Here is a 21,160-nt window from a genome sequence, read left to right as displayed (position 1 = left end):
GTCACCAGCCGTTCGGGCTGAGCACCTTGCGGATGCGCTTCTCGCTGACGGCGCCGTCGGTGCCGAGCTGCTGGGCGAACAGCGAGACGCGCAGCTCCTCGATCAGCCAGCGCACGTCGGCCAGCTCCGCCGCCCGGACCGGGTCGGCGGGGCCGGCGGCGTACGCGGCACGGGCCTTGTCGTAGGCCTCCGTGACGTCGTGCACGCGCCAGGCGAGCTCGGCGTCGCGCGCCGGGTTGGTCTGCGCCTTCTCCAGCCGGTACGACGCCGCGCGCAGGTAGCGCACCAGGTGCGGCACGCGGCGCGGGGGCGTCTGGGCGATGAAGCCGTCGTGCACCAGCCCGGCCACGTGCTCGCGGATGTCCTGCAGCGTGTTGAGCAGGGCGAGCGACGACGACGAGCGCACCTCGCCCTCGACGGTCCGCCAGGCGGTGAGCGCGGCGACGACGTGCCCGACGACCCGGTGCACCTCGTCCTCCAGGTGCCGGCGCACGAACGCGCGCGCCTCGGCGTACGCGTCCGCGTCACGGACCTGCGCCGCCACGGGGCCACCGGTGGGTGTGCCGGGGGCCTTCTCCGCGTCGGGGCTGGTCAGCGCGGTGACGGCGGCGAGCCGGAGGTCGGCGACCAGCGACTCCGTGTTCCGGTACGGCGCCGCGGCCAGCGTCAGCGACTGCGACGACGACCAGCGTGACGTGACGCGCCCCGTCTGCAGGGCGGTCTCGGCCAGCAGCAGGCGCCGGACGCCGCGCGCGTGGGCGGCGTCGCGCCCCGAGGCGTCGGCGAGCACGCGCAGCGCGACGGACGGCTTGCGCCGCGCATCCTCCTCCTCGACCAGGGCGGGGTAGCCGCGCACGACGACGCCGCCCCCGAGGTCCGTCGACACCGCGTCGGGCAGGCGCCCGTCGGGCAGGCCCTCCGGCCACGTCGTCAGGTCCGTCTGCTCGGGGACGACGGAGCTCGCGCCTGGCGCGGAGGACGACGCGCCGGGCTGGGGCGCGGGGCGTCCCGGCGTCGGCGCGGGGGTCGGCGAGGCGGGGCTGCCCGCCGAGCGCCGGGCCTCCTCGAGCGCCAGCCCGACGGCGCCCTTCACGGCCGCGCGGACGGCCGCCTCGGCCTGCGCCGCGAGGCGCTTCTGCAGCGACAGCAGGTCCTTGGACTCGTCGAGCGGAGCCGGGGCGGGACGCCGCCCCTGTCCCTTGCCGCGTCCCTTGCCCTTCGCGGCGCCCCTCGACGGCGCGGGGGCGGCGTCCTCGACCCGGAACGTCATGCGCAGGTGGGCGGGCAGCCGCTCGACGCGCTCGGCGTCCCACACCTCGTCGGGGATGACGACGTCCCGCAGCGCGCGGACGGCGCGCGAGAACGCGACGTGGAACGGCTCGGCCATGTCGCCCGCGCGGGTCATGTCCTCCCACGCCGGCGTGTTCTCCCGCAGCCAGCCGGCGACGGCGCGGCCGACGTCCGGCGCGGGCACGAGCTGCACGCGCACGGCCTTGGGCAGCGACTTGATGGTCGCGACGCACAGCTCGTCGAGCAGGCCCGGCACCATCCAGTCGAAGCCCTCGGGGGCCACCCGGTTGAGGATCGACAGCGGGATGTGCACGGTGACGCCGTCGGCCGCCGCGCCGGGCTGGAACTGGTAGGTCAGGGGCAGCGTGACCTCGCCCTGCGTCCAGGTCTCCGGGAACTCGGACGTGTCCACGGCGCCCGAGTCGACGAGCTGGTCGAGCGTGAAGGTCAGCAGGTCCGGCGTCTCGCGCTGCGCCGTCCTCCACCAGCGGTCGAAGTGGGCGGCGCTGACGACGTCGTCGGGCACGCGCTCGTCGTAGAAGGCGAACAGGTCGTCCTCGGACGCGACGAGCCCGCGCTGCCGCGAGCGCGCCTCGAGCTCCTCCGCCTCGGCGAGGAGGCGCCGGTTCTCCGCGAAGAACTTGTGGTGCGTGGTCCACTGCCCCTCGACGAGCGCGTGCCGCACGAACATCTCGCGCGCCGCCTCCGGGTCCACCTTGGCGAAGAGCACGGGCCGGTCGGCGACGATCGGCACGCCGTACAGCAGCACCTTCTCCGTGGCCATGGCCGCGCCCTGCTTGGTGGACCAGTGCGGGTCGGAGTACGTGCGCTTGGCGAGCGGGCCCGCGAGCTCCTCGGCCCACTCCGGCTTGATGCGGGCGACGTCGCGCGCCCACAGGCGCGACGTCTCCACGAGCTCGCCGGCCATGATCCACTCCGGCGGCTTCTTGCTCAGCGGCGAGCCGGGGAAGATCGCGAACCGGGCGCCGCGCGCGCCGACGTACTCGTTGCGGGCGCGCTTCGCGGCCTGCCGCAGCGCGCGGGCGCGGGCCTCGCCGCGCAGGTGCGCCACCGACGACGCCTTGATCTCGCCCGTGTCCTGCATGCCGATCTGGCTGAGCAGCCCGGCCAGCAGCGACCGGTGGATGGTGTCGTCGTCCCAGGTGAGGCGATGGTCCACCTCGACCGCCTCGTCCTCGACCGAGGACGCAGCGCGGGGCTTGAACGACATGTCGATGCCGAGCGGCTTGGCCATCTCGCGCAGCTGCGCGACGACGTCCTGCCACTCGCGGATGCGCAGGAAGTTGAGGAACTCGGCCTTGCACATCCGGCGGAACGCGGACGAGCCCATCTCGTGCTGCTGGCCGCGCACGTACTCCCACAGGTTCAGGGCCGTGAGGAAGTCGGACGTCTGGTCGGTGAACCGGGCGTGCAGCTGGTCGGCCTGCGCGCGCGACTCCGTGGGCCGCTCGCGCGGGTCCTGGATGGACAGCAGCGCCGCGACGATCGCCACCTCGCGCGCGACGCCGCGCTTCGAGCCCTCGATGATCATGCGCGCCAGGCGCGGGTCCATCGGGAGCTGCGCGAGCGTGCGGCCGACGTCGGTGAGGCGCGTCGCGCCGTCCGTCGTCTCCAGCGCGCCGAGCTCGGACAGCAGCTGCACGCCGTCGCGCACGGCCCGCGTGTCCGGGAGCTCGACGAACGGGAACTTCGCCACGTCGTCGGACGTCGTGACGACGCCGACCGAGATCATCTGCAGCAGCACGGACGCGAGCGACGTGCGCAGGATCTCCGGCTCGGTGAACTCCGGCCGGTTCTCGAAGTCGTCCTGCGAGTAGAGGCGGATCGCGACGCCGTCGGCCACGCGGCCCGAGCGCCCGGACCGCTGGTTCGCCGACGCCTGGCTGATCGGCTCGATCGGCAGCCGCTGCACCTTGGTCGCCTTGGAGTAGCGCGAGATGCGCGCCGTGCCCGGGTCGACGACGTAGTGGATGCCCGGCACCGTCAGCGACGTCTCCGCGACGTTCGTCGACAGCACGATCCGCCGGCCCGGGTGCGACTGGAACACCCGGTGCTGCTCCGCCGCCGACAGCCGCGAGTACAGCGGCAGGATCTCGACGTGGTCGGGGCGCTTGGCGTCCCGGACGCGGCCCTTGAGGTGGCCCTCGAGCGCGTCCGCGGCGTCGTGGATCTCCCGCTCGCCGGACAGGAACACGAGGATGTCGCCGGGGCCCTCGCGCATCAGCTCGTCGCAGGCCTCGACGATGCCCGTGACCAGGTCCTTCTCCTCGCCCTTCTTCTTGGCGGGGGAGTCGGGGTCGGTGTCCGGGGACAGGGGCCGCCAGCGGATCTCGACCGGGTACGTGCGGCCGGTGACCTCGACGACGGGCGCGGCGTCCGGCAGCACGTCGACGACGGCCTCGGGTGCCCCGCCGACCTCGGCGAGGTGCGACGGGGAGAAGTGGGCGGCGAAGCGCTCCGAGTCGATCGTCGCGGACGTGATGACGAGCTTGAGGTCCGGCCGCCGCGGCAGCAGCCGCGAGAGATAGCCGAGCAGGAAGTCGATGTTCAGCGACCGCTCGTGCGCCTCGTCGATGACGATCGTGTCGTACGCGAGCAGGTCCGGGTCCCGCTGGATCTGGGCCAGCAGGATGCCGTCGGTCATCACCTTGACCAGCGTGTCGTCGCTGGACTCGTCGGTGAACCGCACCTGGTAGCCGACGACGCCGCCCAGCGGGGTGGCCAGCTCCTCCGCGACGCGCTCGGCGACGCTGCGCGCCGCGATCCGGCGCGGCTGCGTGTGCCCGATCTGGCCCTTCCGGCCGCGGCCGAGCTCGAGCAGGATCTTCGGGAGCTGCGTCGTCTTGCCGGACCCCGTCTCGCCCGCGACGACGACGACCTGGTGGTCGCGGATCGCGGCGGCGATGTCCTCCCGCCGCGCCGAGACCGGCAGCTGCTCGGGGTAGACGATCGGCGGCACCTCGACGGCGGCGCGCAGCGCGGCGGCCTTCTCGAGCTGCTCGCGGCTCACCCGGCGCGGGCCGGTGCGCTGCGGGCCGCGCCGGTTCCCGGCGTTCCCGCGGCCCTGCCCCGGCTTCCGACCACGGCCGCGACCCCGACCGTGCTCCCGGTCCTGGGGACGACGCGCACCGCCGTCGTCCGACGACGACTGCGGTGCGGGGCTGGGCTCGGTGCTCACGACGTCCCATTCTCTCAAGCGCCGCAAGGTGATTCGTGCCCCGCTACGCGGCGGCCGCCACCCCGGCCGCCGGGCCCGTGGCCGCGCCGTCGTCGGACCGGGCCAGGTGGCGGCGCAGCGCGACGAACGCGACCGCGACGACGACCACCAGCACCACGGTGAGGTACACGCTCGCCTCCGTGCCGAACTCGCCGCCCGTGAGGGCCGCGCTCGACCCGTCCGCGGGGGCGAGCCGCACGAGGGTGTTGTCCCGGCCCTCACCGCTCACCGCGATGCCGAGCACGTTGCCCTGCACCATGTTCCAGCCCGCGTGGATCCCCATCGCCGTCCACAGGGTGCCCTGCCGCAGCACGAGCAGGCTCACGAAGATGCCGAACAGCGTGATGTTGAGCTTGGCCAGGAGGTTGCCGCCGGGGTGGATGAACGCGAACAGCGCCGCGAGGAACACGACGGCCAGCCAGGCGGGCCACGAGTACAGGTGCCGCTGCAGCAGGAAGCCGCGGAACACGATCTCCTCGCTGCTGCCCTGGATCAGCCAGATCGGCAGGGTGGCCAGCACCAGGCCGAGCGCGGCGGTGCCGTCCAGGGTGCCCGGCCCGCCCTCGGTCACGACCAGCTGCCCGGACAGGATCGACGGCAGCGCACCGAGCGTGACGAGCACCCCGCCGAGCACGAGACCCACCAGTATGCGGGCCCACCACCGGCGGTCGCGCAGGCCGAGCGACCCCGCCGGGCGCCGTTCGTAGAGCACCACCCACAGCAGCACGATGACGATGGGCCACAGGTCGGTGACGCCCTCGATCACCTGCGACGCGAAGCTGGACAGGTCGGTGCTGTGGCCGGTCGCGAGCCGGATTCCGGCGCCGATCAGCACCTGCACCACCAGCACGGCGAGCAGGATGCCGACGACGTACGTCAGCCAGATCGGTGTGCGGCGTCGCCCCTCGTCGATCGCGCGGACGAACGGCAGGTCACGGACGCGCACGGTCGGCGCCCTCCGCCTCGACGGCAGCGGGCGCGTCGGCCCCCGTGCGCTCGTCGGCGCCGCGGATCACCCACGCGACGACGGCGAGCCCGAGCAGGCCGATCAGCGGGGTGGCGAGCCCGGCGACCGGGACCGTGTCGTCGTCGACGAAGTTCACCGTGAACACCGACACGTCCCACAGCCCGTGCAGCACCATCGCCCACGCCAGCGAGCCGGTGACGCGACGCAGGATGTAGAACACCGTGCCGGACCCGGCCGCGATCAGGGCCTGGAGCAGCGCCTTCTCGGGCGCCAGCCCGGAGAGCGAGTTGGCCAGGTGCATCGCGCCGAACAGCAGGGTGCTCAGCAGCCACACCCCGACCTCCCGGTAGCGCGACCGCAGGGCGACCAGCAGGACGCCGCGCGCGGCCAGCTCCTCGCAGAACCCCACCCCGACGCCGAGCAGCACCAGCGCGATCAGGAACGACGCGTCGAACGCGGACCACTCGGTCTGCGCGAAGCTCACCAGCGCGAGCAGCGCCATGAGGACAGGCACGACGATCGGCCACCGGCGCGCGCTGGGGTGCCGGTCGTGCAGGGCGGGCCGCCACCAGCCGAGGGCGGTCGTCACGGCGACGAGGTAGACCGCGCCGACCACGAACGACGGCACCGTGGAGCGGTAGATCGACTCCGCACTCGTCCCGACCTCGTCGAACGGCACCCCGGCGATCGCGCCCACCACCACGACGATCACCAGGTACCCCAGGAGCACCGCCACACCGATCCATGCACGAGGCCGTACGCGCACGACACCACCGCCTTCCGCTCGACGTTCCCGGACCGTGCACGGCCGCGCCGCCGCGCTCTCATCGTCGGGGTGGTCGGCGCCTCGCGCGACCGGGACCTCAGGGCATCCGGCTGACCGCGACGTCGCCCGGCGGCGGCCCGGTGAGGCGTACGGGCGAGGCGACGAAGAGCGCCGCCGCGAGCAGCGCGAGCACGGTCCCGGCGACGCACCACCGGGTCACGACCGTGGACGTCCGGGCCCGGAGCGTGCGGCGCGCGAGGACGACGACGCCGAGCCCGGCGAGGCCGCCCGCGGTGTTGACGACGACGTCGGTGACGTCCGAGCTCCCGACGGCCAGCACGTACTGCGCGACCTCGAGGAGCGCGCTCGCCCCCGCGAGCGTGGCCGCCGCCCGCCACCACGGCCACGACGGCGCGAGGAGCCCGAGGTAGACGCCGAACGGCAGGAAGATCACGAGGTTCAGGACGAGCTCGACGGGTTCGCTGGCGCCCGCGTGGGCGGTGGCCGCGAACGGCACGAGCTTGACGACGCGCTGTCCCGCCTCGCCGGTGAACGGCACGTCGAGCTTCCACAGGACGGTCCAGGCGACCAGGGCGAGGTACGCCGCTAACAGCAGGGGCAGCAGGAGCCGCGGGCGCGGCACGGGGGCGGTCATCGCCCCAGCCCACACGTCGCCATGTTGCGAGAGCGTATGCAGAACGCGAGCCCGCCGGTCACCGCCGGGAGCTCACGCTCGACGCGCGGACCGTGAGCGTCGGGTCGAGCAGCAGGCGGTGCGTCGGGCGGCGGTCGCCCTCCGTGAGCCGGGCGACCATGGTCTCCACGGCGAGCCGGCCGACGTCGTACGTCGGGGGGCGGACGGCGGTGAGGGGCGGGTCGCCCAGCTCGGCGACCTCGTCGTCGTAGGCGACGATCGCGAGGTCGTCGGGCACGCGGACCCCGTGGTCCTGGCAGTACTGCGCGAAGGTCAGCGCGAACGGGTCGGAGTGCAGCAGCAGGGCGGTGGTCCCCGTGCGGCGGAGGTCGTCGAGGGTCGACGCGAGGCGCTCCGCGCGGCCCGGACGGTCGAAGCCGTCGCTGTGCCCCACGACCTGATCCTCCGGGTCGATCCCCAGGGCGCGCAGCGCGTCGCGCCACCCGCGGCCCACGGCGCGCGACGTCGTCGTCCCCGCGATCGACAGCAGCCCGATGCGGCGGTGCCCCTGGGCGTGCAGGTGCCACACCGCGGTCGCGGCGCCGGACGCGTGGTCGGACACCACCCACTCCAGGCGCCGGAACGGGCTGATCTCCGGCGGCCGGCGGTCGGCGAGCAGCACCGGCGTGCGCAGCCGGTCGAGCCAGCCGAGGAGCTCGCCACCCCGCGGCCCGTCCAGCGTGGGGGTCACGACGAGCCCGTCCACCCCCGCCTCCGCGAGCCGCCGGCACTGGTGGCGGTCCTCGTCGGGGTCGTAGGCCGTGGTGCGGATGACGAGCCTGACCCCGGCGCGCGCGGCGGCGGCCCGGGCCCCCGCCACCACCCGGGGGAAGTAGTAGTCGAGCTGCGGGACGACGAGCCCCACGGTCAGTCGTGACCCGCGGGCGGTGGGCTCGGGCGTGGGGGAGGGGGCGACGCCCGCGGACGGCTCGGGCAGCGCGGCGCCGCCGTGCACGCGGACCAGGAGCCCCTTCGCGGCGAGCGCGTTCACGTCGCGCCGCACCGTCATCGCGGACACGCCGAGCTGGGCGGCGAGCGCGCCGACCGCGACGGTCCCGCGGGTGCGCAGCTCGCGCATGATGTGCTCGCGCCGCGCGGTGCCGGACGCGGGCCCCGTGGTGGGTGGCAAGGGTGCCTCCTCGGCGCGGCGGAACTGCCTGTTCGAGTGTGTTCGTTTCTAGCCGATGTGCGAGCTCTCCGTCCGTCGCTGTCCGAGACTCGGGCACGTCCGTGCCGACGGAGGCCGACGAACAGGAGTCGAGATGACCGTGCGAACGCACACGCAGGAACCGGTGACGGCCGAGCTCGACCGGGGCGCGCTCGACTTCACGCCCTGGCGGTTCTGGGCCGACGCCGACGACGGGCAGCGGGAGCGTCAGCTCGCCCTGCAGGCGGAGCTGGGCCGCGGTCGCGGGTACGTCCTCGGCGAGCGGTGCTTCGTGTCGGAGCAGGCGTCCGTGACGAACGAGGTCCTCGAGCTGGGCGACCGCACCTACGTCGCCGCCGGCGCCTACGTCAGCGGCACGCTGCGGGCCGGCCGCGACTGCAGCCTCAACCCCTACACGGTGGTGCGGGGCGACGTGCGGCTCGGCGACGCCGTCCGCATCGGCTCGCACACGTCCGTGCTCGGCTTCAACCACTCGATGGAGCCGGAACCGGAGGTGCACCGCCAGCCGCTGACCTCCGCGGGGATCACCGTCGGGGACGACGTGTGGATCGGCTCGCACGTCGTCGTGCTCGACGGCGTCACCGTGGGGGACAAGGCGGTGCTGGCGGCCGGGGCGGTCGTCACCAAGGACGTGCCCGCGGGGGCGGTCGTGGGCGGCAACCCGGCGCGGCTGATCCGCTGGCGGGTGCCGCCGGCACCCGCGGCGCGGCCCGGCGGCGGCCTCGCGCAGGCGGTGCGCGACCTCGGCGCCACGGCCCGCGAGGAGGCGCGCGCGCTGCTCGACCGGTGCTGGGACCCCGCGGCCGGCCTGTTCGTCGACGCGCCTGGCAGGACGCCGACGGTCCGGGCCCAGTGCGACGCCGTGGAGATCGCCGACCTGCTGCTCGGCGGCCCTCCGCCGCAGCTGCCGGCCGAGGAGCAGGTCGCGCGGCTGCGGTCCTGGCAGGACCCGGTCACCGGGCTCGTGGGCGAGCTGGTGGGCGGGCTGGTGGGCGAGCACGGTGACGACCTCGCGCCCGCGACCCCGCGGCCGGGCCTGTTCGACCCCGCCGCCGGCTACCACGTCCTGTCCGTCGGGTACGCGCTCGACCTGCTCGGCAGCGCGTTCCCGCACCCGGTCGCCGTCGTGGCGGACGCGACCCCGGGCGAGGTGATCGCCGGCCTGGAGCGGCAGGACTGGCGCACCGGCGCGTGGTCGGCCGGCCACTGGGTCGACATCCTCGGCACCGCGATGCACTGGAACCGCCGCGCCGGCGTCGCCGGCTCCCCGGGGGCGCAGGAGGCCCTCCTCGGGTGGCTGCTCAGCCGGGCGGACCCGCGCACGGGCATGTGGGGCCAGCCGGGCGGGGCCGACGGGCTGCTCCAGGTCGTCAACGGCTACTACCGCGCGTCGCGGGGCACGTTCGCGCAGCTCGGGCTGCCCGTCCCCACGCCGGAGCGCGTGATCGACACGGTGCTGGAGCACGCCCGCGACCCCCGGTTCTTCCGGCCGGAGCGCCACAACGCGTGCAACGTGCTCGACGTCGCCCACCCGCTGTGGCTCACCCGGGGCACCGGCCATCGCGGCGACGAGGTCGTCGAGCTGGCGAGAGGGCTCCTCGGGCACGCGCTGCGGCGCTGGGCGGCGGGCGAGGGGTTCGCCTTCCAGGCCGCCCACCCGTCCACCGCCGGCGCCCCCGCGACGACGCCCGGCCTCCAGGGCACGGAGATGTGGCTCGCGATCGTGTGGCTGCTCGCCGACCTCGCGGGTCTGTCCGACGAGCTCGGCTACCGGCCGCGCGGGGTGCACCGGCCCGAACCGGCCGGCGCCGCGGGCCGGGCATGACGCGACGGCGTCACCGCCGCGGCGGGGCCGTGGTCGCCCGCGCGTGCAGCTGCGGGCTGAGGACGACCCGCTGGGAGGGCCGGTCCGGGTCGGCGAGACGTTCGGCGACGACGCGGACGGCGGTGCGCCCGACGGTGCGGCGCGGCGGGCGGACGGCCGTGATGGGCTGCGGCGCGATCGCCGCGACCTCGTCGTCGTAGGCGATCACCGACAGGTCGTCGGGGACGGAGATCCCGCGCTCGTCGCACCGCTCCAGCAGGGCGATCGACTCGGGGTCGGCGTGCACGAGCACGGCGGTGGACCGGGCCGCGAGGAGGGCGTCGAGCGCCCGGTCGATCGACTCGCGGCTACCCGTCTCGTTGTACGTGACGAGGTCGAGCTCCGGCCCCTCCGGCAGCGCGAGGTCGCGCACGCCCGCCTGCCAGCCCTCCCGCAGGGCGGCCGTCGTCGGGCTGGTGCGCGACGCGAGGGCGATGCGCCGGTGGCCGAGGCTCGCCAGGTGCTCGAGGGCCAGGCCGGCACCGAGTGCGTGGTCCGTGACCACCGACTCCAGCAGGGCGTGCTGCGTCGGCCGCCGCGGGGTCCGCTCGAGCAGCACGACCGGGGTGCGCAGCTCCGTCAGCCACGTGGCGAGCTCGCCGCCGTCCGGCTGGTCGATCGCGGGGGCCGTGAGCACTGCGTCCACCCCGATGTCCTCCACCAGCCGCTGGATCTGGCGACGGTCCTCGTCGATCCGATAGCTCGAGACCCCGAGCACGAGGCGGATGCCGCGCTCCTCGGCGGCGGCTCGCGCGCCGCTGAGGACCCCGGGGTAGTAGTAGTCCATCGACGGCACGACGATGCCGATCGTCGTGCCCTCCTGCCCACGTCGGCCGTGCGGCTCGTGCTCGTCGGCCCCCGACGTCGGCTCCGGACGCACGTCGGCGGTGAGCGACACGCCGCCGTGCACCCGTTGGACCAGGCCCTGCTCGGCGAGCTGGGCGACGTCGCGGCGGACGGTCACGGGCGTGACCCCGAGCCGGTGGGCGAGGGTGCTGAGCCGGGCGGAGCCCTCCCGGGCGAGGATCCCGAGGATCTGCTCGCGGCGCTCGCTGGCGAGGGCGGGTGCGGTCACGTCGGTCCTCCGGGTCGGGCGTCGTCGGCCCCAGCCGACGCTTGATCGATTCTGATCGTACAGGAGCGAGTCGACCCCTTGACAGGACCGAAACGCTCCGGTTCACTCGTCGATCATGATCGCATGAGCGATCTGAACGCATCGTTCGATCGCAGTCGATCGAAACCAAACATGCCGGGACGGGGTCGTCACGGACGAGGAGGTAGGCGTGGTCCCACGCGAGCACGAGGTCGTGGTCCTGATGAGCCGGCACACCTTCGGACTCCAGTTCCACGCGCCTCAGGTGGAGCGCCTGCGTTCCCTCGGGCACGTCGGCGACCCGATCGTGCTCGAGGACCTCGACAGCGAGGAGGCCCGGCGGCGCCTCGCGACCGCCGACGTCCTGCTCACCTCGTGGGGCGCTCCCGCGCTGACCGTCGAGCACCTGGACGCCGCGCCCCGGCTGCGCGCCGTGCTGCACGCCGCGGGCAGCGTGCGGTCCCTCCTGCCTCCGGAGGCGTGGGACCGGGGGATCCGCGTGACCACGGCCGCCGAGGAGAACGCCCGGCCCGTCGCCGAGTTCGCGCTCGCAGCCATCATCATGGCGGGCAAGGGCGTGCCCGCGGTCGCGGCCCGCGCCGGCGCCACCCCGCGCGGGTGGCGGCTGCACGACGACCTGTCCAACCGCGGCCGGACCATCGGCGTCGTCGGATTCTCGCGCATCGGCCGGCGCGTGACCCGCCTGGTCCAGGAGGTCCTCGAACCCGGCGCCGTCCTCGTCAGCGACCCGACGGTCGCCGCCGAGGACGTCGCGGACGCCGGCGCCCGGCTGGTCGAGCTGCCCGAGCTGCTGGCGAGCGCCGACGTGGTCAGCCTGCACGCCCCCGCGCTGCCGTCGACCCACCACCTGATCGGGGCCGCGGAGCTCGCCCTCATGCGGGACGGCGCCACTCTGGTCAACACGGCCCGCGGGTCGCTCGTCGACACGGCGGCGCTGGAGCGCGAGTGCGTCACGGGGCGCCTGCAGGCGCTGCTCGACGTCACCGACCCGGAACCGCTGCCCGCCGGCTCGCCGCTCATGTCGCTGCCGAACGTCCTGATCACCCCGCACGTGGCCGGCTCGCTCGGCTCGGAGGTGCGGCGCATGAGCGACGCGGCCCTCGGGGAGCTCGAGCGCTTCGTGCGGGACGACGCCCCCCTCTCCCCGGTCCACCGTGAGCACCTGGAGGTCAGCGCGTGAGCAGCACGAGCACCCTGCCGACGACGCGGGTCGAGAACCGCTCCGATCTCACGGCCCTCGCCGACCGGATGCTGCGTGCGGCCCGCGCCCACGGGTCGCCCGGCCACGCCCGGATCACCCTCCCGGGCGACCCCGGCGGGTACGGCACCGACGTGGACGGCCTCGAGGGCTTCGCGCGCACTCTCCTGGTGGCGGGCTTCCGGCTGGCCGGCTCCCGCGGCGAGGACCCCGACGGCCTGGCCGAGTGGTACGCGGCGGGGTTCGACGCCGGGACGGACCCGGCCTCGCCCGAGCGCTGGGTCCGCCCCGCGGAGCACGGCCAGGCGAAGGTCGAGGCCGCCTCGCTCGCGCTCGTGCTGGACCTGACGCGCGAGCAGCTCTGGGACCGGTTGAGCCCCACCGTGCAGGAGCGCGTCGTCGACTACCTGTCCGAGGTCGTCGGGGACCGGACCTACCCGGCGAACAACTGGCTCTGGTTCCGCATCACCGTGGAGACGTTCCTGCGCTCCGTCGGCGGGCCCTGGTCGCGCGAGGACGTCGAGGAGGACCTGGCGCGGCACGACTCCTACTACCGCGGCGACGGCTGGTACGCCGACGGAGCGAGTCGCGCCTTCGACCACTACTCCGGCTGGGCCATGCAGCTGTACCCCGTGCTGTGGGCGCGGATGCGCGGCGCGGACGACCTGGCGGCGCCGCGGCGCGCGACCGACGTCGAGCGCCTGGACCGCTACGTCCAGGACGCCGTGCGGCTCCTGGGCGCCGACGGCTCCCCGCTGGTCCAGGGCCGCAGCCTCATCTACCGCTTCGCGTCCGCGGCCCCGCTCTGGGCCGGGGCGATCGCGCGCGTGCCGTCGACGCCGCCCGGCCTGCTCCGGCACGCGGCGCTGCGCACCGTCGACCACTTCGTGTCGCGGGGCGCGCCGGACGCCGACGGACTGCTCCCGATCGGCTGGTACGGGCCGTGGCGGCCGCTGGCCCAGTCCTACTCGGGCACGGGGTCGCCGTACTGGGCGGCCAAGGGCCTGCTCGGTCTGGCGCTGGACGAGGACGACCCGGTGTGGACGGTCCCCGCGGAGCCTCTGCCCGTCGAGGCGGCGGACACGCTCACGGTGGTCGAGCCGGCCGGCTGGATCGCCTCCGGCACGGCCTCCGACGGCCTCGTGCGCGTGGTGAACCACGGCACCGACCACGGCGTCGAGGGGGAGGCGGGGTCGGACTCCCCGCTGTACGCCCGGTTCGGCTACTCGACCGCGACGTTCCCTCTGCTCGACCGCGAGTCCTGGTCCGCCCCGCTGGACCAGGCCGTCGTCCTGCTCGACGACGCGGGCCGGCCGACGCACCGGACGGGGATGCGTTCCTGCGCCCCCCGGCTCGACGGGTCGGGCGAGGGCGCGGTCGGCATCGTCTCCTCCCACGGGCCGGTGCATCGGGTGGAGGAGGACGAGAGCCTCGGTCTCGGCATGGGCCACGCCCTCGGGGTGCCGGGCACGCCGCGGCCCGCGGGTGAGGTGCGTGTGGTCTCCCTGGTCCGCGGGCCGTGGGAGGTCCGGCTCGTCCGGGTCGAGCACCTCGCGCCTGCCTCCGGCGCCGCCGTCCCGACGCTCCGGGTCGGCGGGTGGCCGGTGTCCGGGGACGACGCCGGACCGGCGGAGGCCGCGCCCGGTGCCGTCGCCGCGACCGCCGGTGGGCTGGCGTCCGTCCTGGCGCCCGTCCTCGGCAACTGGGAGTGCGGCGTCGACATCCGGCCGGACGCCTCCCCGCTGGGCCCCGCCGCCGTGCCCTGGGCGTCCCGGCCCGCCGAGACCGGGGCCTGGTCCGCGGTGCTGCTCGGGCTGTCCGCGGCGCCCGTCGCCGAGGGGCCGGCGCGAGCGGACCTCGACGGCACCCAGATCCGTGTCACCTGGCCCGACGGCCGGACCACGCGCCACGACCTGGCGTCCGAGACGTCGTCGGACGGTCACGGGCGACGTCGCCCGTGACCCGCACCACCGATCGCATTCGAAGGAGAATCGACATGAAGCGTCCCCTCACCGCGACCGCAGGGATCCTTGCGGTCGCCCTGACCCTCACCGCGTGCGGCGGTTCCGACTCCGCCGCCGACGCGGACGGCGTCGTCGACCTGACCCTCGGCACCTGGGCCCTCAGCAACGCGCCCGAGTTCCAGCTGCTCGTCGACGAGTTCAACGCGTCGCACGACGACGTCGAGGTCTCGATCCGGGAGTACGACACCGACAACTACGAGACGCAGATGACGGCCGACCTGGCGGCCGGCGCGGCGCCGGACCTCTACGCCCAGAAGACCGTGTCCGCGTTCGTCACCTACCAGGCGGGCGGCCAGCTCGTGGACGTCTCGGACGTGGCCGACGGCCTCGACGAGCACACGACCGGCCTCGGCTCGTGGCAGGTCGACGGCAGCACGTGGGCCGTCCCGTTCCGGCAGGACTCGTGGTTCCTCTTCTACAACAAGGACCTCTTCGAGAAGGCGGGGGTCGACGCTCCCGACGGCACCTGGACCTGGGACGACTACGCCGACGCGGCGCAGGAGCTCAGCGACGCGACCGACGCCGACGGCGCCTACCAGCACGTGTGGCAGGCCGCTGTGCAGGGCTTCGCCAACAACCAGACGCCGGGCGCCGACCTGCTCTCGGGCGACTACGGCTATCTCAAGCCGTACTACGAGCGCGCGCTGGCCATGCAGGACTCCGGGGCGCAGACCGACTACGGCACGGCGACGACGAACAGCCTCACCTACCAGGCCCAGTTCGGGAAGCAGAAGGCCGCCATGATGCCGATGGGCAGCTGGTACGTCGCGATGCTCCTGTCGCAGCAGGCCGACGGCGACGCCGACGACTTCGCCTGGGGGATCGCCCCCGTGCCGCAGTACGACGAGAGCACCACCGACGAACCCGTGACGTTCGGCGACCCCACCTCCGTGGGGGTCAACGCCGCCATCGACGACGGCAAGCTCGACGCGGCCAAGGAGTTCCTCGCCTTCATCGCCGGCGAGGACGCCGCCGTCGCCCTCGCGTCGACCGGGATCACGCCCGCCTACCAGTCGGACGCCGTCACCGAGGCGTACTTCAGCGCGAAGGGAGCGCCCGAGGACGACCTCTCCCGGCAGGCCTTCCAGGTGCACGACACCCGTCCGGAGAACCCGGTGGACCCGAAGATCGCCGCGGTGCAGACCATCCTGGGCGACCTCCACTCGGCCGTGATGTCCGGGAGCACGCCCGTCGACGACGCCATCGCCGAGGCGGAGCAGCGCGCGGCGAACGAGGCCGGCATCACCGGCTGACCGGACGCAGCGTGGGGCCGGCCCGCCGGCCCCACGCGCTCTCGAAGGAGCTTCCCATGGCGACCACGACCTCCCCCGCCGCCCCGGCGCCGACGCCGGTCCGCGGCGCCAGGCGCCCCGGCGCCCGGCTCAAGCGACGCAACGCCCTCATCGGCTGGACCTTCGTCCTGCCGAACTTCCTCGGGTTCGCGATCCTCACCCTGATCCCCGTCATCGCGGTGTTCTACCTGTCCCTCACGGGGTGGAACGTCTTCGGGAAGGCGCCCTGGGTCGGGCTGGACAACTACACCCGGATGCTGGGCGACGCGAGCTTCCACCGCGCGCTGCTCAACACGCTGTACTACTCCGGCCTGCACATCCCGCTGACCCTCGTGGCGTCGCTCGGGCTCGCTCTGCTGCTCAACCAGAAGCTGCGCGGCGTGGCGTTCTTCCGGACGGCCGCGTTCTTCCCCTACATCACGTCGATGGTGGCCATCGCCGTCGTGTGGAACATGCTGTTCAGCCCCGAGTCCGGCCCGATCAACCAGTTCCTCGGGCTGTTCGGGATCGAGGGACCGGGCTGGACGACGTCGGCCACCTGGGCCATGCCCGCCATCGTGATCGTCGGCGTCTGGCGGGAGATGGGCTACTTCATGGTGCTCTTCCTCGCCGGGCTCCAGACGATCCCGCGGGAGCTGTACGAGGCCGGTCGCATGGACGGCGCGGGCGCGTGGCAGCGGTTCTGGAACATCACGCTGCCGTGCCTGCGGCCGACCATGTTCTTCGTCACCGTCATGCTCACCATCGGCAGCCTCAAGGTGCTCGACCTCATCCTGCTGATGACCGACGGTGGACCTGGCCAGTCCACGCTCGTGCTGTCCCAGTACATCTACAAGAAGGGCTTCGTCGAGAACGAGTTCGGCTACGCGTCTGCCGTCTCGGTGGCCCTGTTCCTCCTCTGCCTGGCGGTCACCGCAGTGCAGTTCGTGATCAACCGAAGGAGGCAGGACTGATGTCGACGACGACCGAGGTCCGACGCCCGGCCCCTGCCGCGGCACCCGCCGTCCCCGTCACCCCCTCCCGCACGCGCCCCGGCGCGGGCCGTGTGCTGGCGCACGTGGCGCTCGTGGTCGCCGCCGCGGCCGTCCTGCTGCCGTTCGTGTGGATGGTGATCTCGTCGTTGAAGGAGAACAACGACGTCTTCACGGTCCCGATCCAGTGGGTCCCGGACCCGGTGGTCTGGCAGAACTACGTCGAGATCTGGCAGAGGTCGGACATGGCGACCTGGATCAAGAACACGCTGATCCTGTCGGTGGGCGTGACGTTCCTCCAGGTGCTCACGGGCAGCTTCGCCGCCTACGGTTTCTCGAAGACGCGCTTCCCGGGGCGGGACGCCCTGTTCCTGCTCTACGTGGCCACGATCGCGGTGCCCTGGCAGGCGTACATGATCCCGCAGTTCGTCATGCTCTCGAAGATGGGGCTGTCGAACACGCTGTGGGCCATGCTGGCGCTGCAGACGTTCGGCGCGTTCGGCGTGTTCCTCATGAAGCAGTTCTACGAGACGGTGCCGGAGGAGCTGTCGGAGGCCGCACGCATCGACGGTCTGTCGGAGTACGGGATCTGGCGGCGCATCATGGTGCCGCTCTCCGTCCCGGCCATCGCCAGCCTCGTGCTCATCACGTTCACCAACACGTGGAACGACTACCTCGGGCCGCTGATCTACCTGCGCAGCCCCGAGCTGTGGACGCTGCAGATCGGGCTGAAGACCTTCATCGGCCAGTACAACGCGGACTACGCGCTGATCATGGCCGGCTCGGTGATCTCCGTGCTGCCGATCGCGATCGTCTTCCTGCTGGGTCAGCGGTACTTCATCGAGGGCATCGCCACCAGCGGCCTGAAGGGGTGACGGACCATGCGCGCTCGCACGCTGCTCTCGCACGCGACCCTGACGACCGTGTTCGAGTTCGCGTACGTCGTCCTGGCGACGAACGCGCTCCTGGCGGTGTCGTCGTTCCCGCTGCTCGTGCTCCTGGTGACGACCGACCCGCTGGCGTCGTGGCCGGCGCTGGCCGTCGCGCTCGCGCTCGCCTTCCCCGGCGTCGCGGCGGCGATGACGGTGTTCCGCGAGTTCTCCGCGCAGGGCCGGATCGGCGTCGTGCGGACGTACCTGCGCGCCCTGCGGGACTCCGGCGCCCGCGCGGCGGCCGTGGGGGCGGCGGTGGCGGCGGTCGGCGTGGTGGTGGTCGTCGACGCCGTGGGCCTCTGGGGTGAGCGGCTGGGGGCCGTCGTGATCCCCGTGCTGGTGATGCTCGTCGTCCTGACCCTCGTCTGCGCGCCGGTGGCGCTGGTCCTCGTGGTGGACCGGCCGGGGCTGCGCCTGCGCGCGGTCCTCACGGCCGCGTTCTACCTCGGCGTGCGCCGGTGGTACCTCGGCGTCCTGAGCGCGGCGAGCCTCGCGACGCTCGCGGGGGCGTTCGCCCTGCGGCCGGCGCTGGCGGTCGGCGTCCTGGCCGCACCGCTGCTCTACGTGGCCTGGGCGAACTCCCGCCACGTCGCGCGGTCCGCGGAGGCGAGAGCGTCGCGCGCGGCGGCCCCGGTCTGACCCGCGCACGGCGATCGGTGCCCGTCCGCCGCCGGGCCGCGGCAGCCGATGACGACGTCGGTGACGTCGCTGCTGCCGACGGCAAGCGCGTACTGGGCGACCTCCAGCGCCAGGCTCGTGCCCGGGAGCACGGCCCCGGCCCGCCCGCGTGCTCAGGGCACGCGGTACCCGGCGGCCCGGAACAGCTCGTACCACTCGGCCCGCGTGAGCGGGAGGTCCGAGCCCTGCGCCGCGCCCGCGACGCGCTCCGGCGTCGTCGTGCCGAGCACGACCTGCATCCCCGCCGGGTGGCGCGTGATCCACGCGACCGCGATCGCGATGGGCGGCACGTCGTACTTCGCCGCGAGGCGGTCGATCACCGCGTTGAGCTCGGGGTAGTCGTCCGAGCCGAGGAACACGCCGGTGAAGAACCCGGCCTGGAACGGCGACCAGGCCTGCACGGTGATGTCGTGCAGGCGGCAGTAGTCGAGGATGCCGCCGCCGTCGAGGGTGAGCGACTGGTCCTCGCCGGCCATGTTGGCCGCCACGCCCTGCGCCACGATCGGCGCGTGCGTGATCGAGAGCTGGAGCTGGTTGGCGACGATCGGCTGCCGCACCGAGCGCTTGAGCAGCTCGATCTGGCCGGGCGTGTGGTTGGAGACGCCGAAGGAGCGCACCTTGCCGGACGACTCCAGCTCGTCGAACGCGCGGGCCACCTCGTCCGGCTCGACGAGCGCGTCGGGGCGGTGCAGCAGGAGCACGTCGAGGTAGTCGGTGCCGAGCGCCGTGAGGGAGCCCTCGACGGACTCGACCAGGTGCTCGTACGAGAAGTCGAAGTACGGCCCCTCGCGCACGATGCCGGCCTTGGACTGGATGGTGAGCTGCTCGCGCTCGGACGGCGTCAGCTGCATGGCCTCGGCGAAGCGGCGCTCGCAGCCGTGCAGGTCGTCGCCGTAGACGTCGGCGTGGTCGACGAAGTCGATGCCGGCGTCCCGGCCGGTGCGGACCAGCTCGCGGACGGCGTCGTCGTCCAGCTGCTGGATGCGCATGAGGCCGAGCACGACGTTCGGGACCTGGCGGCCGGTGGGGCCCAGGGGGACGGTTCGCATGGATCCTCCTCGATCGGGGGGGAGAGGTGGGTCGGTGGGGGTGCGGCCAGGTCAGGAGGCCGAGAGCTCGGCGAACTCGTCGGCGGTGAGGACGAGGTCGACGGCCCGCGCGGAGTCCTCGATGCTCGCCGGCCGCGACGCCCCCGGGATGGGGACGACGACGGGCGCGAGCGCGAGCTCCCACGCGAGGCTGACCTGCTGCGGGCTGACGCCGTGGGTCTCCGCGACGCGGCCGAACGCGGCGTGTGCGGTGCCGACGTCGCCCGCCCGGCGGATCCCGCCGAGCGGCGACCAGGGCAGGAACGCGATGCCGAGGGCGGCGCAGTGCTCCAGCTCGACGAGGCTGGAGCGGAACGCGGGCGAGAACTGGTTCTGCACGGACGCGAGGCGCCCACCCAGCACCTCGTTCGCCTCGTCGATCTGCGCGACGTTCGCGTTCGAGATGCCGGCCTGGACGATGACGCCGTCGTCGAGCAGCTCGACCAGCGCGCCGATCGACTCGGCGTAGGGCACGGCGGGGTCCGGGCGGTGGAACTGGTAGAGCCCGATCGCGTCGACGCCGAGGCGTCGCGCGGACTCCCGGGCGGCCTTCTTGAGGTGCTCGGGGCGTCCGTCCTGGCTCCACGACCCGTCGCCGGGGCGCAGGTGGCCCCCCTTGGTGGCGACCAGGACGGCGGACGCGTCGCCGCCCCAGGAGCGCAGCGCGCGGGCGATGAGCTCCTCGTTGTGGCCGACCTCGTCGGCGTGCAGGTGGTAGGCGTCGGCGGTGTCGATCAGGGTGACGCCCGCGTCGAGCGCCGCATGGATCGTGGCGACCGAGCGTGCCTCGTCGGGGCGGCCCTCGATGGACATCGGCATGCCGCCGAGCCCGATCGCGCTGACGGTCTGGGTTCCGATCGTGCGAGTTTCCACGGCTCTCCTTGTGTCGTCGGTGCCTCCGACGATAGGAAGAGGGCGGTTGATGAGTCCAACAACTGGACGTCATGGGTTTCAGCACCGGGAGCGATCAATGGAGCTGCGGCAGATGGAGTACCTCGTCGCGGTGGCGGAGGAGGGCCACTTCACGCACGCCGCGGCGCTCTGCGGCGTCACGCAGTCCGGCCTGTCCGCCGCGATCCGCAACCTCGAGCGCGAGCTCGGGGCCGACCTGTTCGCGCGCACCACGCGGCAGGTCGCGCTCACGGACGCCGGGCGGGCGCTGCTGCCGTTCGCGCGGCGGATGCTCGCCCAGGCCGCCGCGGGCCGCGACGCCGTCGTGCGGGCGAGCCACCAGCTCTCGGGCCGGCTGCGGCTCGGCGCCGAGCAGTGCCTCGGCGTGGTCGACGTCGCGCCGCTGCTCGAGCGGTTCCGCCTGCGCTACCCGCTCGTGGACGTCCAGTTCACCCAGGCCGGATCGCGCGAGCTCACCGCGCAGGTGCGGGCGGGCGACCTCGACGTCGCGTTCGTCGCGGCCACCGAGCACCTCGGCTCCCTGCGCCGGCTCGAGCTCGGCCGCCGCCCGATCGTGCTGCTCACGCACGCGACCGATCCGCTCGCCTCGGCCCCCGAGGTCGCGTGGGAGGACCTCGTCGACCGCGACTTCGTCGACTTCCGGGAGCAGTGGGCCATCCGGCGGCTCGCCGACGACGCGTTCGGCGCCCGGCACCTCGAGCGCCGGGTGCGGATGAGCGTCGACGACGTGCACACGCTGCTCGACTTCGTGCAGCGCGGCCTCGGCATCGCCGTCGTCCCGCAGCACGTCGCGACCAAGCCGCAGGCCGCGGGCCTCGCGGTGCTGGAGCTGCCCGAGCGCGGGACGCCCGAGTGGGTGGTCGCCGCGATCGCGGCGCCGACGGCCGAGCCGACCGCCGCCCGCCTGCTGGAGCTCGTCGGGGAGGCGAACCTGGCGGTGGCGCAGCCGGCCTGAGCCGGCGGT

16 protein-coding genes are annotated in these 21,160 nt (G+C 74.0%); 8 read left to right on the top strand and 8 right to left on the bottom strand.

The genetic code is table 11. The features are described 5' to 3' along the window. Window position 1 precedes the first annotated feature (1 nt). The 5 genes from hrpA to ACFQ80_RS03605 form a co-directional block, all read right to left on the bottom strand. Window positions 2–4,489, bottom strand: a complete 4,488-nt coding sequence (hrpA, locus tag ACFQ80_RS03625) for an ATP-dependent RNA helicase HrpA (protein ID WP_430562590.1) — start codon at window positions 4,487–4,489, stop codon at window positions 2–4. A gap of 43 nt (window positions 4,490–4,532) precedes the next feature. Further along, window positions 4,533–5,474 carry a CPBP family intramembrane glutamic endopeptidase gene (locus ACFQ80_RS03620; RefSeq protein WP_430562589.1) on the bottom strand — a complete coding sequence of 314 codons (942 nt, stop codon included), beginning with the start codon at window positions 5,472–5,474 and terminating at the stop codon, window positions 4,533–4,535. After that, a complete protein-coding gene (locus ACFQ80_RS03615) occupies window positions 5,461–6,231 on the bottom strand; it encodes a CPBP family intramembrane glutamic endopeptidase (RefSeq protein WP_430562588.1) in 771 nt (256 codons plus the stop codon). Before ACFQ80_RS03615 ends, ACFQ80_RS03620 begins: the two co-directional genes overlap by 14 nt. A 127-nt stretch (window positions 6,232–6,358) precedes the next feature. After that, complete coding sequence (locus ACFQ80_RS03610) at window positions 6,359–6,916, bottom strand: VanZ family protein (RefSeq protein WP_430562587.1); 558 nt, start codon at window positions 6,914–6,916, stop codon at window positions 6,359–6,361. A gap of 58 nt (window positions 6,917–6,974) precedes the next feature. Beyond that, window positions 6,975–8,084 (bottom strand): substrate-binding domain-containing protein, encoded by a 1,110-nt coding sequence (locus ACFQ80_RS03605; RefSeq protein ID WP_430562586.1) that lies wholly within the window; start codon window positions 8,082–8,084, stop codon window positions 6,975–6,977. A 133-nt stretch (window positions 8,085–8,217) separates the two neighbouring features. On the opposite strand from ACFQ80_RS03605, the gene ACFQ80_RS03600 reads away from it, so the two are divergent. Then, entirely contained in the window at window positions 8,218–9,948 is a 1,731-nt protein-coding gene (locus ACFQ80_RS03600; protein ID WP_430562585.1) for an acyltransferase, read from the top strand. A gap of 10 nt (window positions 9,949–9,958) precedes the next feature. Here the strand turns inward: ACFQ80_RS03600 and ACFQ80_RS03595 are convergent, their stop codons facing one another. Then, window positions 9,959–11,062: a substrate-binding domain-containing protein gene (locus ACFQ80_RS03595; protein ID WP_430562584.1), complete on the bottom strand. Its 1,104-nt coding sequence runs from the start codon at window positions 11,060–11,062 to the stop codon at window positions 9,959–9,961. A 208-nt stretch (window positions 11,063–11,270) separates the two neighbouring features. On the opposite strand from ACFQ80_RS03595, the gene ACFQ80_RS03590 reads away from it, so the two are divergent. The 6 genes from ACFQ80_RS03590 to ACFQ80_RS03565 are packed head-to-tail and all read left to right on the top strand — an operon-like array spanning window position 11,271 to window position 18,157. Continuing rightward, complete coding sequence (locus tag ACFQ80_RS03590) at window positions 11,271–12,281, top strand: hydroxyacid dehydrogenase (RefSeq protein WP_430562583.1); 1,011 nt, start codon at window positions 11,271–11,273, stop codon at window positions 12,279–12,281. Further along, window positions 12,278–14,260, top strand: a complete 1,983-nt coding sequence (locus ACFQ80_RS03585) for a DUF2264 domain-containing protein (protein WP_430562582.1) — start codon at window positions 12,278–12,280, stop codon at window positions 14,258–14,260. The genes ACFQ80_RS03590 and ACFQ80_RS03585 overlap by 4 nt, the downstream gene beginning before the upstream one ends. 35 nt (window positions 14,261–14,295) lie before the next feature. Next, window positions 14,296–15,576, top strand: coding sequence for an ABC transporter substrate-binding protein (locus ACFQ80_RS03580; RefSeq protein WP_430562581.1), 1,281 nt, complete (start codon window positions 14,296–14,298; stop codon window positions 15,574–15,576). A 56-nt stretch (window positions 15,577–15,632) separates the two neighbouring features. Continuing rightward, window positions 15,633–16,568 carry a carbohydrate ABC transporter permease gene (locus ACFQ80_RS03575; RefSeq protein ID WP_430562580.1) on the top strand — a complete coding sequence of 312 codons (936 nt, stop codon included), beginning with the start codon at window positions 15,633–15,635 and terminating at the stop codon, window positions 16,566–16,568. Beyond that, on the top strand, window positions 16,568–17,461 hold the full coding sequence (locus ACFQ80_RS03570) for a carbohydrate ABC transporter permease (RefSeq protein WP_430562579.1): 894 nt from the start codon (window positions 16,568–16,570) through the stop codon (window positions 17,459–17,461). The genes ACFQ80_RS03575 and ACFQ80_RS03570 overlap by 1 nt, the downstream gene beginning before the upstream one ends. 6 nt (window positions 17,462–17,467) lie before the next feature. Then, a complete protein-coding gene (locus ACFQ80_RS03565; protein ID WP_430562578.1) occupies window positions 17,468–18,157 on the top strand; it encodes a ferredoxin-NADPH reductase in 690 nt (229 codons plus the stop codon). A gap of 152 nt (window positions 18,158–18,309) precedes the next feature. Here ACFQ80_RS03565 and ACFQ80_RS03560 read toward each other — a convergent pair whose 3' ends face one another. Further along, window positions 18,310–19,245: an aldo/keto reductase family oxidoreductase gene (locus ACFQ80_RS03560; protein WP_430562577.1), complete on the bottom strand. Its 936-nt coding sequence runs from the start codon at window positions 19,243–19,245 to the stop codon at window positions 18,310–18,312. A 51-nt stretch (window positions 19,246–19,296) separates the two neighbouring features. Next, a complete protein-coding gene (locus ACFQ80_RS03555; RefSeq protein WP_430562576.1) occupies window positions 19,297–20,157 on the bottom strand; it encodes an aldo/keto reductase in 861 nt (286 codons plus the stop codon). Window positions 20,158–20,254: 97 nt separating this feature from the next. Here ACFQ80_RS03555 and ACFQ80_RS03550 point away from each other — a divergent pair, with 97 nt between their 5' ends. Then, the gene (locus tag ACFQ80_RS03550; protein ID WP_430562575.1) at window positions 20,255–21,151 is read left to right on the top strand and encodes a LysR family transcriptional regulator; all 897 of its coding nucleotides are present in this window, start codon (window positions 20,255–20,257) and stop codon (window positions 21,149–21,151) included. The last annotated feature ends 9 nt before the right edge of the window (window positions 21,152–21,160 follow it).

The sequence above is a fragment of the Isoptericola sp. NPDC056578 genome (assembly GCF_042793275.1).
Classification (GTDB): domain Bacteria; phylum Actinomycetota; class Actinomycetes; order Actinomycetales; family Cellulomonadaceae; genus Isoptericola.
Note: the sequence above shows the minus strand (reverse complement) of the source record. Positions and strands in the feature narration are given on the sequence as shown.